This window comes from Hymenobacter sp. UYP22 (assembly GCF_040547285.1).
In the GTDB taxonomy this organism is placed as follows: domain Bacteria; phylum Bacteroidota; class Bacteroidia; order Cytophagales; family Hymenobacteraceae; genus Hymenobacter.
Map to the genome: position 1 here is coordinate 176,011 of NZ_JBEPPK010000006.1, position 13,481 is coordinate 189,491.

Consider the following 13,481-nt stretch of genomic DNA (forward strand, 5'->3'; position numbering starts at 1 on the left):
CGTTTCACTTATCCATCAGCTGTATGCCGCTCACCGTCCCTACCGATCGTTCTTTTATTATCATTCCCAAGCACAGCACCCTGCCTTTGGCGCCTACGCACCATCGTAAGGAAAAAGGCAACACCATTCAGCAGCAAGAAGCTTACGTGAATAATCCGGCCCAGCAGTTTCAGCTGAAAAAAAATGGTACCGGTGAATATCTCGTGTACCTGCCCTACAGCGGCCTGTACTGGGCCACTGCCGGCGGCCCCACCAGTGGCGAAGGTGCAGCCCTGATTCAGTGGCTAAACCAGGACACCACCAACCAGCGCTTCCGCTTTCTGCACGCCGGCAACGGCTACTACTACCTGCGGCCGGTGCACGCCGGGGGGCTGGTACTGGAAGTACCCGGCGCCGGCCACGGGCAAGAAACCCTGAAACTGGGCAAGCTGGCCCCTGCCTCCAACCGCGACCATCAGTTGTTCCGGATAGTACCCGCTTCACTCGAGTATATGTCCGACCAGTCGCTCACCTTTCGGAAGTACAGCGACATGATGCGTGATGTGCTGCTAGGACTCACCGGATTAATTCCTACAGTGGGGGGTGGGGCCAAGGCAGCTTTGGGCGTTGTGTGGCCCGATGGCCACGACCAGGACTTCTGGAACCAGATGACCCAGTACGTGGAGCAGCGGGTGAAAGCCCTGTTGCAGGCGGACAACCTGAAGCGGCTGCACGGACACCTGAACGGGCTGCGCAAGAAGACGAAAGAGTTTATGAATACCACCCAGCCCGATGACAAGGTAAGCAAGCTGATTGCGGCCATTTCGGAAGCAACGGGCGACGAAGACGATTTTCTTCGCGACTACGAAGGCGTCACGGTATTGTCGATGCTGCCTACCTGGGGGACGCTGGTTATGGTGTTGCGGGCCGAAATGGTACAGGGCTACGCACAGTTGCACCCCAATAAGCCGCTGGCCGAGCAGCAGAATGGCCAACGAGAAGAACTGGGGTTCCTGCAGGAAGCCATCCGCGACTATAGCGCTGGCGTAGAGCGGGCCCGCGAACGGGCTATGGCCTGGCGCCTGGGTCACATCCAGCAGGGCGCCAAAGAATATACCAAGGATTACGATTTCGACAGGTATAGTCTGACCGAGTTTCACCGGGAAGACTGGGTGGTGGACCAGTTTGATGGCTGGCGTATGGACCGGAGCAAAACAGAATACAGCAACCGCAAGCCAACCACCGGCGACCCGAACAGCCACGCCAACATTACCTACGCCAAGCAAGCCCGCGAAGCCCAGGTACGGGCTAAGTTCGGGGCCGAGCTGGATACTATACTGGCCCCATCCTATCTGTGGCCGTATCTGGACTACACTAAAACCACGAAACCTACTGACCACAGAATTCAGGTGGCCGTGGGCACTTTCGGGGGGCGCCCGGGCGGCACTCCCTTCCATGTAAGCGCAGATAATCTGATCAAAATCACTATCTGCTCAAACGCCAGCCATCCTTACTTGTGCGGCCTGAACCTGACTTTTGCCGGCAGTGGCACCACTGCCTTATATGGCGTAATGGGTGGGCGGCAGAACAGCATCAACTTACAGGCCGGCGAGTACATCACCAACGTGCGCGGCTACGAGTGGGATGTGGTGGAAAGCCTGATGCTGGAAACCAATTACGGCCAATTAGTGGAAGGCGGGCTCTTTGGCAACCATTCTTACTTTGAGGGTGGTCCTGACGATGCGGTTAACGCCAAACTCATGAGCATCTCGGGCACTTACCAAGGAGATATTATCAATACCCTGACCTTTCACTGGGAATACACCCTCAGCAAGTAGCAGCTGCCAAAGAACGTGAAGCACATCGGCCCCGTCTGCTAATACAGGCGGGGCCGATGTGTGTATTAGTAGCCGTACTTCTCGCCCCAGAGCTGGCGCAGGCGCTCCTGGGCTTTGGCCTCGGCGGGGTTGTGGCCGGGGTGGTAGAACACGGTACCGCTGAGGGCCTCGGGCAGAAACTCCTGGTAGGCAAAATTGCCGGGGTAGTCGTGGGAGTACTGATACTGGCTGCCGTAGCCCAACTCGGCCATCAGCTTGGTGGGGGCGTTGCGCAGCGGAATGGGTACCGGCTGCACGCCCTGCTGCCGCACCAGCGCCCGCGCCTCCCGAATGGCCTTGTAGCTGGCGTTGCTCTTGGGCGAAGTGGCCAGGTACACCACCGTCTGGCCCAGGATAATATCGGACTCCGGCAGGCCGATGACCGTAACGGCCTGAAAGCAGCTTTGCGCCAGAATGAGGGCGTTGGGATTGGCCAGGCCCACATCCTCGGAGGCCAGAATGAGCAGGCGGCGGGCAATGAATTTCACGTCTTCGCCACCTTCCAGCATGACGGCCAGGTAGTAGAGGGCCGCGTTAGGGTCGGAGCCGCGGATGCTCTTGATAAAGGCCGAAATGACGTCGTAGTGCATTTCGCCGCCCTTGTCGTAGCGGGCCAGGTGTTGCTGGGCCAGCTGCTGCACAGCTTCATCGGTGATGATGATTTCGCCGGTTTTGGCGTCGGGGCGGCTGGCTTCCACCACAATATCCAGCAAGTTCAGCAGCTTGCGCGCATCCCCGCCCGAAATGGTCAGCAAGGCACCGTACTCCTGCACCCGCACTTTTTTCTGCTTGAGAATCTCATCCTCGGCCAGGGCTTTGTCTACGAGGCTGGTGAGCACCTCCTTGCTCAGCGCCTCCAGCACGTACACCTGCGCCCGGCTCAGCACGGCCGGAATTACTTCGAACGAGGGATTTTCGGTGGTAGCCCCAATGAGCGTGACGATGCCCTGCTCCACGGCCCCCAGTAGCGCATCCTGCTGGCTTTTACTGAAGCGGTGAATTTCATCAATAAAGAGCACGGTACCCCGCTGCTTTTTGGCCCGCTCAATTACCTCGCGCACGTCTTTCACGCCCGCATTCACGGCGCTGAGCGAGGCGAAGGGCTTGCCCAGCTCCTGAGCCAGCAGGTTGGCCAACGTAGTTTTGCCCACGCCGGGCGGCCCCCACAAAATCAGGCTGGGCAGGCGGCCCGCGTTGAGGTAGCGGCGCAGCACGCCCTCGGGCCCGATGAGGTGCTGCTGGCCGGCATAGTCGGTTAATGTTTGGGGGCGCATGCGCTCCGCCAGTGGTGCCCCGGGGCGGGGGGCGTAGGGCGGCGGAGTGGGCGTAGGGTCGGAATCGAACAGGGAACCGGTGGACATAGAAGGCGGTAGTAGCGCGAAGCGGGTGGTTTGCGTAGGCGGAAAAACAGAGCGCGGCGGCGCAAAAGTGGTAGTACGGACGACGGAGCCGCGCGAACCACAAAGTTCGCCCTACTACCTTCGCAGGCAATGAAGAATTCCGTGAAGGTGCACAGCGCCCTGTTTATCGTGGCCCTTATTTACGCCGCCAACTACAGCATTTCCAAGGATGTGATGCCGCGCTACATGGGGCCGTTCGGGTTAGTGCTACTGCGCGTGGTGGGCGCCACCGTATTTTTTGGTGTGCTAAGCCGCCTGGTAGCTCCGCAGGACCGCATTACTGGCCGCGCCGACCAGCTTCGGGCCGTAGCCTGTGGGATTCTGGGCATCGGGCTCAATCAGCTGCTGTTCTTTGCGGGCCTCAACCTCACCTCCCCCATCAACGCCTCCCTCATCCAGACTATTGCGCCAGTAGTCACGGTAGTGGCCTCGGTGGTGCTGCTGGGCGAGCGGCTCACGCTGCCCCGCCTGGCGGGCATCGGGCTGGCCAGCGTGGGGGCGGCCAGTATTATTTTGAGCCGGGGGCCGGTGGCGGCTGGCGGACAGGATGGGCTGCTGGGCAACGTGTTTATCCTGCTCAATGCCACGGCCTTCGGCTGCTACCTGGTGCTGGTGATGCCCCTGATGCGCAAGTATCACCCATTTACGGTGCTGGCCCGCATTTTTCTGGTGGGGGCTTTCCTGGCGGTGCCGGCCGGCTGGCAGCAGGTACAGCAGCCCGATTACGGCAGCTTCCCGCCCGGTATCTGGGCGGCCATTGCCTACATGGTTATCTGCCTGACCATTCTAGCCTACCTACTCAATAACTGGGCCCTGAAATACGCCTCCCCCGCCCTGCTGGGCGCCTACATTTACTTGCAACCCGCCTTGGCCGTGGGCATTGCCGTGGCCTTGGGTAAGGATACTCTCACGCTCACCCGAGGCCTGCAAGCCCTGCTGATTTTTGCCGGCGTGTTCTTAGTAAGCCGGAAGCCCCGGCCTACACCCGCGGCGGAGCCTTTGGAAGCAGCCCAGGGTTAAGCCGGCGCAGGGCAGGTACTCGGACTACGTTGTTTTCCGATCTGAAAACACGGTTTTCCGCCGCTTCCTGCCGAAATTTGGGGCCTCATCCCCCACCCCTCCGTGGACTTCGCCGAAACCCGCAAAATCATTCACCTCGATATGGATGCGTTCTACGCTTCCGTGGAGCAGCGCGATAATCCGGTGCTGCGCGGGAAACCCGTGGCCGTGGGTGGGGCCCGGCAACGGGGCGTGGTAGCGGCGGCCTCCTACGAGGCCCGACAGTTCGGCGTCCGTTCGGCCATGTCGTCGGCAGTGGCGGTGCGCAAGTGCCCGGGCCTGGTTTTCGTGAAACCCCGCTTTGAGGTATACAAGGAAGTGTCGCGGCAGATTCGCGGCATTTTCCTCGAGTATACACCCCTCATCGAGCCCCTCTCCCTGGATGAAGCCTACCTTGACGTAACCGAAAACTTACGGGGCCTGGGTTCGGCCACGCGCATTGCGGAAGCCATCCGGGCCGAGATTCTGCAAAAAACCCAGTTGACGGCCTCGGCGGGCATCAGCTACAATAAGTTTCTGGCCAAGCTGGCCTCCGATTACCGCAAGCCCAACGGACAGTTCGTCATCCGACCCAGCCAGGGTCTGGCGTTTGTGGCGGGCCTGGCCGTGGGGCAGTTTCACGGCATCGGCCCCGCTACGGCCGCCCGCCTCAACGGCTTGGGCATCTTCACCGGCCTGGATTTACGGCAGCAGACCGAGGCCTTCCTGCGTCAGCACTTCGGTAAGGCCGGCTCCCACTACTACCACATCGCCCGTGCCCAGGATAACCGCCCCGTGGTGCCCGACCGCCTGCGCAAGTCCATCGGCTCCGAAACTACCTTCGAGCAGGATTTGCTTACCCACGAGCAGCTTGTTACTGGCCTGCAGCCGTGCCTGGCAGCGGTGTGGGGCCATTGCCAGCGCACCGGCCTGCGGGGGCGTACCGTCACGCTCAAAGTTAAATACACCGACTTTCAGCAGATTACCCGCAGCCGCACGCTATTGGGCCTGTTGCCAAACCTGGAGACGATGCAGCAGGTAGCCCACGCGCTGCTGACGGCTCTGCTTCCCCTACCCAAGGGAGTACGGCTGCTGGGTGTGTCCCTATCCTCGCTCGAAACTCCGGAAGATACCTTGGGCAAGCAGTTGGCATTTCTGTTGTGACCTGGCAAAGCGGTACTGCCAAACGCAAACTGCCCCCGGCAAACGTGTTACCGGGGGCAGTTGCAACAGAGCTGAGCAGCTACTAGTTGTCAGCTTTCATCTTGGACTTCTTGCGCTTGTCCTTGGCTTTCACATCCGAGGTGGGTTTGGCCGGACGATACGTATCGGTGGTAGTCGACTGCGTTTCTACCGTGGTAGTAGTGGTAGCAGGCGTAGTAACCGTTTGGTTGATGGTGCCTTGAGCAGGTACCGTCTGGTTCTGCATAGGCACCGTGGTAGTGGTAGTTTGCGCGGGCTGCGTGGTGGTAGTCGACTGCGTAGTGGTAGTTTGGGCATTAGCGGCCGAAACTCCGGTTACCAACAAGGCGGCAATGGCAAGTAGCTTTTTCATAGCAGGTGATTTGGGTGAATGATACTACTTAAAGTCAACCGCACGGCTGTCTTTTGTAGAGCCTTTAACGCAGCTTTTGCCATCGGGTTGTACCTCCACTATATAACCCCGCTGACTGCCAAGCATATACCAAACACAACCAACTACTTACCAGCTTATTATTTCAACAACTCGTGCAGCACCGTTTGCATAGAAAACACCCGGTTACCGGCCTCCTGAATCACTAAGGAGTTCGGCGAATCCAGAATGGCATCCGATACTTCCACGTTGCGGCGCACGGGCAGGCAGTGCAGGAATTTGGCGCCATTAGTGCCGGCCATGTGCTCGGGCGTGAGCATCCACGCGGGGTCGTTGCTGATGACCTGGCCGTAGTCCTGGTAGCTGCTCCAGTTCTTGGCCTGCACGAAGTCGGCACCTTCCAGGGCCTTTTTCTGGTCGTACTCAATGCGGGCGCCTTTCGTGAACTTGGAGTCCAGCTCGTAACCTTCAGGGTGCGTAATGACGAAATCCACCCAGTCCACTTCCGAAAACCAATCGGCGAAGGAATTGGGTACGCACTGGGGCAGGGCCCGCACGTGCGGGGCCCAGGTCAGCACCACTTTCACGCGCTCCTTTTTCTTGTGCTCGGCCACCGTAATCAAGTCAGCAAACGACTGCAGCGGGTGCAGCGTGGCGCTTTCCAGGCTGATAACCGGCACGGTGGCGTACTTCAGAATCTTGTTGAAGACCTCCTCGCTGTAATCGGCCTCGCGGTCCTTGAGTGTGGGGAAAGTCCGCACGCCCAGCACGTCACAGTACTGGCTCATCACGGCAATAGCCTCTTTGATGTGCTCCTGGGTACCGCCGTTCATCACCGCACCATCGGCCATTTCCAGCGTCCAGGAATCAGCGCCGGCATTGAGCACCCATGCTTGCGCGCCCAGGTTGTAGGCCGCCTTCACCGAGCTGAGCCGGGTACGCAGGCTGGGGTTGAAGAAGATGAGCCCAACAGTTTTGTTGCGCCCGACGTGCTGGTAGCCGTACGGATTGGCTTTGATTTCCAGGGCCTGCTGCAACAGAGCTTTATAGTCGCCCGCATCGGCGAAGGAGGTGAAATTTTTCATTTGAGAAAGGTGCGTGAGATACCTGAAGTAACAGGTCTATTAGGGACTTCGAGCAAGTGCTTCATAGAAGTGTGATTGACAACTGGTCGTGAACTAACGAAGCTCTGAATGCCATATCATGGCGAATGAATGTTGAATTTTCAGGTTGCTTTACTATCTCCTGCATCCATTTAACTAGTGCAGGAAACACCTGGATTTCCAACAGTTCGCTTGCCAACTTTCTCTTCTCAAAAGCAACGCTAGTAGTAGAGATGTAAAAACGCTCGTAAGGAACTCTGGCATTGGATAACCAATAACGACAGTCCAATAGAGTCACACTCTGAGGTTGATGAGACGAATGGTAAGTAAGTTGAATGGCACAATGTATACCTGCATCAGCTAGGATCTGCTGTAGCTCTGAGGTCTTAAGCACATAGCTATGGCCTTGCGCGGCTTTGGTCATTTTAACTATCCACTCCATATGCATAAGAAAGTAAAAAGACCGTCACGCTGAGTCTGTCCCAACGTGACGGTCTGGGTTCCTCATTCTAACGATTACATCGCCTTATACTCGTTCCAGCTCTTGATCTTCAGGTCCTTCATTTCCAGCTTGCAAAAGGCTTGGATAAAGGCTTTTGCTAAGCGGGCGTTGGTGAGCAGCGGGATACCGAAGTCGATGGCGGTGCGGCGGATTTTGTAGTCGTTGTCCAGCTCGCCCTTCGAGAGGTTCTTGGGGATATTGATGACCAGGTCTATCTTTTTCTCCTTGAGGTAAGTCAGCACGTTGGGCTCCACGTGGTCATCGGGCCAGAAGAGCAGGGAGCTGGGGATGTTGTTTTCGGCGAAGAACCGGTGCGTACCCTGAGTGGCGTAGATGGTGTACCCCTTCTTCACGAGCATCTCGGTGGCCGCCAGCAGGGCCACCTTCGACTTGATAGGCCCGCCAGAAATCAGCACCGATTTCTGCGGAATCTTGTAGCCCACGCTCAGCATCGACTTCAGCAGGGCTTCCTCGGCGGTGTCGCCCAGGCAGCCCACCTCGCCGGTGCTCACCATGTCTACGCGCAGCACCGGGTCGGCGCCGGGCAGGCGGGTGAAGGAGAACTGCGGGGCCTTTACGCCCACGAAGGGCAGGTCGTATACCCGCTCACTCTCGTCGCGCGCCACTTTCTTACCCAGTAGTACCTGCGTGGCCTTCTTGATCAGGTTATTGCCCGATACTTTCGACACGAAGGGGTAGCTGCGCGAGGCGCGGATGTTGCACTCAATTACCCGAATTTCCCCGCTCTTCTCCAGGAACTGGATATTAAACGGCCCGCTGATTTCGTACCGCTTGGCAATCTTCTCGGCAATGGTTTTCAGCCGGCGGATGGTGCGCACGTACACCTTCTGGGGCGGGTAGTACATGGTGGCGTCGCCGGAGTGCACGCCGGCAAACTCCACGTGCTCGGAAATGGCGTAGCTCACAATTTCGCCCTTATCGGCTACTGCGTCCAGCTCAATTTCCTTGGCATCCTGCACAAACTCCGAAACTACCACTGGGTACTCAGCGCTTACCTCCGAAGCGGCGCGCAGGAAAGCTTCCATCTCAAACGCGTTGGAAACCACGTTCATCGCCGCGCCCGACAGCACGTAGCTCGGCCGGATCAGCACGGGGTAGCCAACTTCGCCCACAAACTCAAACATGGCTTCCAGAGAAGTCAACTCCTTCCAGCGGGGCTGGGCAATGCCCAGCTCGTCCATGATGCTGCTGAACTTGTGGCGGTTCTCGGCCTCATCAATGCGGGCTGGGGCGGTGCCCAGAATGGGGGCTTTGGCGTCGGCCAAACGGGTAGCCAGGTTGTTGGGAATCTGGCCGCCGGTGCTCAGAATTACGCCCTCCGGCTGCTCGAATTCCAGGATGTCCATCACCCGCTCAAAGCTCAGCTCCTCGAAGTACAACCGGTCCGACACGTCGTAGTCGGTGGATACGGTTTCGGGGTTGTAGTTGATGATGATGGTTTTGTACCCCTCTTCGGCGGCCGTCTGCACGGCGTTTACGCCGCACCAGTCAAACTCCACGGAGCTACCAATGCGGTACACGCCCGAGCCCAGCACGGCAATGGACTTGTCGGTTTCCGGCTGCAGGTCGTTTTCGGTACCGTGGTAGGTACTGTAGAGGTAGTTGGTTTTGGCCGGAAATTCGGCCGCCAAAGTGTCAATCTGCTTGATGACGGGCAACACACCCAGGGCCTTGCGGCGGGCCCGCACCAACAGCTCGTCGGCTTTCACGTCGCCCTCGCCCAGCATCTTCACCGCAATTTGCTGGTCCGAGAATCCTGATTTTTTGGCCTCGCGCAGCAGGTCAGTTTCCAGGGCATTCAGCCCACTGCCACGCTTGGCGGCCAGCTGGTTGCTCAGCTCAAAAATGGTATACAGGCGCTGCAGGAACCAGTGGTCAATCTTGGTCAGATCGTGCACTTGGTTGAGCGTATAGCCGGCCTCAAACGCCAGGTTGATGGCGAAGATGCGCTCCTCATTTGGCTCGCTCAGCAGCTTATCGATAGTCGCATTGTCTACCTGCTCGGGCTTGTTGGCCACGAAACCACGCTTGCCGGTGTCCAGCATGCGCAAACCTTTCTGGATGGCTTCCTCGAAGGATTTACCGATGGCCATAACCTCGCCCACGCTTTTCATAGCGGAGCCAATCTGCCGGTTCACGCCCTCAAACTTGCCCAAGTCCCAGCGCGGCAGCTTCACCACCACGTAGTCCAGGGCCGGCTCAAAGAAGGCCGAAGTGGTCTGGGTCACGCTATTTTTCAGCTCAGCCAGGGAGTAGCCCAGGCTCAGCTTGGCGGCCACAAACGCCAGCGGGTAGCCCGTGGCCTTGGAAGCCAGCGCCGAGGAGCGCGACAAACGGGCATTCACCTCAATTACGCGGTAATCCTCCGATACGGGGTCGAGGGCGTACTGAATGTTGCACTCGCCCACGATGCCGAGGTGGCGGATGGTTTTGATGCCGATGCTGCGCAGCTTGTGGTACTCCCGGTTGCTCAAGGTCTGCGAAGGGGCTACCACGATACTCTCCCCGGTGTGAATACCGATGGGGTCGAAGTTCTCCATGTTGCAGACCGTGATGCAGTTATCATAGGCATCCCGTACCACTTCGTACTCCACTTCCTTCCAACCCTTCAACGACTCTTCCACCAGAATCTGGTCGGACGTAGTAAAGGATTTCTGGGCTAGGGTCCGCAGCTCGTCCATGTTGTTGGCGAAGCCGCTACCGAGGCCGCCCAGCGCAAACGCCGCCCGCACGATGATGGGAAAACCGATTTTCTCGGCCGCCGCCAGCGCATCTTCCATAGTAGTTACGGCCACACTGCGGGCCGAGAGTACGCCAATCTGGTCGAGCTTCTCCTTGAAAATGTCCCGGTCCTCGGTGTCGATGATGCTCTGCACAGGCGTGCCCAGCACCTGCACGTTATACTTCTCGAACACGCCGGCGCGGTACAGAGCCACGGCGCAGTTCAGGGCCGTCTGGCCACCAAAGGCCACCAGAATTCCATCGGGCTGTTCCTTCTTGATGACTTCCTCCACGAAGAAGGGCGTCACGGGCAGGAAGTACACGTCGTCAGCAATGTTGTCCGACGTTTGCACGGTGGCAATGTTGGGGTTGATGAGGATGGTGCGGATGCCTTCCTCTTTCAGCGCCTTGAGGGCCTGGGAGCCGGAGTAATCGAACTCACCGGCTTCGCCAATTTTTAGCGCGCCGGAACCGAGGATGAGAACTTTCTGTGGTTTTTCCATTCTAGGGGTTAGGGTAACAGGCCGCGGAGGCGGTTATGTTCGAAGGCAGTCGTGCAAGGCCAATTAGGGCCGGTGGTGGAGTTCGGGGTGGGGCTTATTGGGAGAAGGTGGTGTCGCTTTTCACGATTTTCCAGTTGCCGGAAGGCCGGTTCGACATCCAGAGCCGCACGGTAGCATCCGCCCGCTCCCCGTCCAGCAGGAAGCGAAAAAGCAAGGTGTCTTTCGTGGCGCTCAGGTTCTCCACTTTGAAGTTTTTGGCGGTTATCGGGCCCGTGCGGTCCGTTATTCGGGAAGACACCCGGGCCGACTGCATGGATTTGTTCAGCAGCGTAGCCGGCTCTCCCAGCATAGCTTTCAAAATCGTTTGCTGCCCCATGTTCTTCACGAAATAGAAGGCCGCACAAGCCAGCGCCCCAACCAGCAGGTAGGCCCAGGTTGGGAAGCCTCTACGTTTTTCTGACCCAGTGCTCACCATGCTATTCAGAAAAGGCGGTATCACTCTTCACCATCTGCCACTCGCCCGAAGGTTGCTTCATCATCCTGGTCCGGATGGTAGCCGTTGCTTTTTCTCCCTTCAGGACGAGGCGAAACGTGATGGAGTCTTCCTTAGGGCCTGGGTCGCCCACATCAAACTTGCGGGAAACGATTTTGCCGGTACGGCGCATAATCCGGGGCGACACCTTACTGCGTCCCATGGCCGAGAGCATTATCTCCGACTTCTTCCCAAGCGCAAACCGCATCACCTCCTCACCCGACAACCGCTTGCTGCCATAATACAAGGCAAAGACCAGCAGCCCTGCAAGCAAGTAACCCCAAGTTGGAATGCCGCTACGTTTTTCTGGCATGTGAACAGTGCGTTTGAGGGGGCGAAGTTAGATGATGGGGTTATGTGGGGCAGTACGTCATGCTGAGCTTGCCGAAGCATCTCTACCACTTCGTTGGGGTCAGCCGGCCCATGTTTCTAAATCAATGGCTTGCCAAGTTGGATTGAACGCGGCAATCAGCACGTCTTTCTTCGCTCGGGTCCAGCCTTTCAGCTGCTTTTCCCGCGCTATGGACTGCGTAGCATCAGGGCAGATTTCAAAGTACACCAGCAAGTCCGCCTGATACCGACCGGTGAACTTCCCGGCATCGCCCCGCCCGCTGCTGTGCTCGTACAGGCGGCGCGGGAGGTCGTTCGTCACGCCGATATAGAGGACGGTTTGGGTGGGGTTTGTCAGGATATAGACGTACATGCTGGTGATTTTAGAAAATCAAACGAAGCCTTCTTAATCCTCTTCTTCCACAACCAATTCCAATCCTTCATAAAGTGGGAAAAGATGATAGCCGCAATGCTCTGTGAATACGCCTACTTCATCAAATTCAGGAGCTTTAATAACGAAAGCATACTTGAACTCAACTTTTGATTCGTCCTCAAATGTGATTTTGACAGTGCTATATGCCGAGAAATCGGAGGCACTTAATGTCTTGTATTTGGTTTCGCCTTTCGCAGTCAAATAAGCCTGAACCTTATTCTTCCAGCGTTCAGGTAAATCAATATGGCGCATTTGAAAAGCTTGGTTTAGAATTCATTACTTTTTCAACGAAGCAGTAGAGATGCTTCGACTTCGCTGCGCTCCGCTCAGCATGACGTTCTATTTTTTCCCAGCATTACTCTTGTACTTCTCTACCTCGTCTAGGAACTGGTCAAATAGGAACTCCGTATCCTGGGGGCCACCGGCGGCTTCGGGGTGAAACTGGGTGGAGAAGAACGGCTTGGTCTTGTGCTTGATACCTTCGCAGGTACCGTCGTTGAGGTTTTCGAACAGCATCGTCCAGTCGGCCGGCAGTGTATCGGTATCTACCGCGAAGCCGTGGTTTTGGCTGGTGATGTAGCTGCGCTGGGTGCCGGTGAGCTTCACGGGCTGGTTGTGGCTGCGGTGGCCGTATTTCAGCTTAAACGTGTCGCCGCCCGCGGCCAGGCCCATCAGCTGGGAGCCCAGGCAGATGCCGAAGATGGGCTTGTCCTGACCCAGCGCGGTTTGCAAATGGCCAATGGTGGCGGTGCACATCTTGGGGTCGCCGGGACCGTTGCTCAAGAACAGGCCGTCGTAGTCGAGCTGGGTGAAGTCGTAGTCCCAGGGCACGCGGATCAACTCCACGTCGCGCTCCAAGAAGCAGCGGATGATGTTGGTTTTGGTGCCGCAGTCCACCAGCACGATTTTGTGCTGGCCCGTGCCGTAGTGCTGCACGCCCTGGGGGCTCACCTGGGCCACCAGGTTTTCCAGGTTGGGGTCGTGCAGGGGCACGTCCTCCTCGGCCACGATTTTGCCGAGCATGGCGCCCTTTTCGCGCAGCTTTTTGGTGAGCATGCGGGTATCCACCCCGAAGATGCCGGGGATGTTGTACTCCGCCAGCCAGTCGCCCAGGCTCTTGGCGGCATTCCAGTGGCTGTGCTCCTCGGAGTAGTAGTTCACCACTAGACCGGCAATGTGAATCTTATCCGATTCGAAAATCTTCGAAATCGACTCGTACAGTTCCTCGCCGGGTACGCCGTAGTTGCCCACCATAGGGTAGGTCAGCACCAGAATTTGGCCGGCGAAGGACGGGTCGGTGAGGTTTTCGGGGTAGCCGGTCATAGCCGTGCTGAATACCACCTCGCCCGCGGCGGAGGTGAAGGCGCCGAAGGACTGGCCCTGAATTTCAGTACCGTCTTCGAGGACGAGTTTTACCGATTTAGCGTTTTCCACTCTGCTATGCGAAAAAAGGGTTTACTCTGTTATTG

General features: G+C 57.8%; 12 protein-coding genes. 3 read left to right on the top strand and 9 right to left on the bottom strand.

What is annotated here, in order from left to right; genetic code table 11:
- Positions 1–23 precede the first annotated feature (23 nt).
- The gene (locus ABIB60_RS12490) at positions 24–1,817 is read left to right on the top strand and encodes an RICIN domain-containing protein (RefSeq protein WP_354580270.1); all 1,794 of its coding nucleotides are present in this window, start codon (positions 24–26) and stop codon (positions 1,815–1,817) included.
- 65 nt (positions 1,818–1,882) lie between these two features.
- Here the strand turns inward: ABIB60_RS12490 and ABIB60_RS12495 are convergent, their stop codons facing one another.
- The gene (locus ABIB60_RS12495) at positions 1,883–3,130 is read right to left on the bottom strand and encodes a replication-associated recombination protein A (RefSeq protein ID WP_354580409.1); all 1,248 of its coding nucleotides are present in this window, start codon (positions 3,128–3,130) and stop codon (positions 1,883–1,885) included.
- 216 nt (positions 3,131–3,346) lie between these two features.
- On the opposite strand from ABIB60_RS12495, the gene ABIB60_RS12500 reads away from it, so the two are divergent.
- Entirely contained in the window at positions 3,347–4,276 is a 930-nt protein-coding gene (locus ABIB60_RS12500; protein ID WP_354580271.1) for a DMT family transporter, read from the top strand.
- Positions 4,277–4,378: 102 nt separating this feature from the next.
- Positions 4,379–5,458, top strand: coding sequence for a DNA polymerase IV (gene dinB / locus ABIB60_RS12505; protein ID WP_354580273.1), 1,080 nt, complete (start codon positions 4,379–4,381; stop codon positions 5,456–5,458).
- 82 nt (positions 5,459–5,540) lie between these two features.
- Here the strand turns inward: dinB and ABIB60_RS12510 are convergent, their stop codons facing one another.
- The 8 genes from ABIB60_RS12510 to carA form a co-directional block, all read right to left on the bottom strand.
- The gene (locus ABIB60_RS12510) at positions 5,541–5,849 is read right to left on the bottom strand and encodes a hypothetical protein (RefSeq protein WP_354580274.1); all 309 of its coding nucleotides are present in this window, start codon (positions 5,847–5,849) and stop codon (positions 5,541–5,543) included.
- A gap of 158 nt (positions 5,850–6,007) precedes the next feature.
- Positions 6,008–6,952: an N-acetylornithine carbamoyltransferase gene (locus ABIB60_RS12515; RefSeq protein ID WP_354580276.1), complete on the bottom strand. Its 945-nt coding sequence runs from the start codon at positions 6,950–6,952 to the stop codon at positions 6,008–6,010.
- A gap of 534 nt (positions 6,953–7,486) precedes the next feature.
- Complete coding sequence (gene carB, locus ABIB60_RS12520; RefSeq protein WP_354580277.1) at positions 7,487–10,717, bottom strand: carbamoyl-phosphate synthase (glutamine-hydrolyzing) large subunit; 3,231 nt, start codon at positions 10,715–10,717, stop codon at positions 7,487–7,489.
- 94 nt (positions 10,718–10,811) lie between these two features.
- Positions 10,812–11,192, bottom strand: coding sequence for a hypothetical protein (locus ABIB60_RS12525; RefSeq protein WP_354580279.1), 381 nt, complete (start codon positions 11,190–11,192; stop codon positions 10,812–10,814).
- A gap of 1 nt (position 11,193) precedes the next feature.
- Positions 11,194–11,562 (bottom strand): hypothetical protein, encoded by a 369-nt coding sequence (locus tag ABIB60_RS12530; RefSeq protein WP_354580281.1) that lies wholly within the window; start codon positions 11,560–11,562, stop codon positions 11,194–11,196.
- 99 nt (positions 11,563–11,661) lie between these two features.
- Entirely contained in the window at positions 11,662–11,952 is a 291-nt protein-coding gene (locus tag ABIB60_RS12535) for a GIY-YIG nuclease family protein (RefSeq protein WP_354580282.1), read from the bottom strand.
- Positions 11,953–11,985: 33 nt separating this feature from the next.
- Positions 11,986–12,264 (bottom strand): hypothetical protein, encoded by a 279-nt coding sequence (locus ABIB60_RS12540; protein WP_354580283.1) that lies wholly within the window; start codon positions 12,262–12,264, stop codon positions 11,986–11,988.
- Between the two features lie 87 nt (positions 12,265–12,351).
- A complete protein-coding gene (gene carA / locus ABIB60_RS12545) occupies positions 12,352–13,446 on the bottom strand; it encodes a glutamine-hydrolyzing carbamoyl-phosphate synthase small subunit (RefSeq protein WP_354580285.1) in 1,095 nt (364 codons plus the stop codon).
- Between the last annotated feature and the right edge of the window lie 35 nt (positions 13,447–13,481).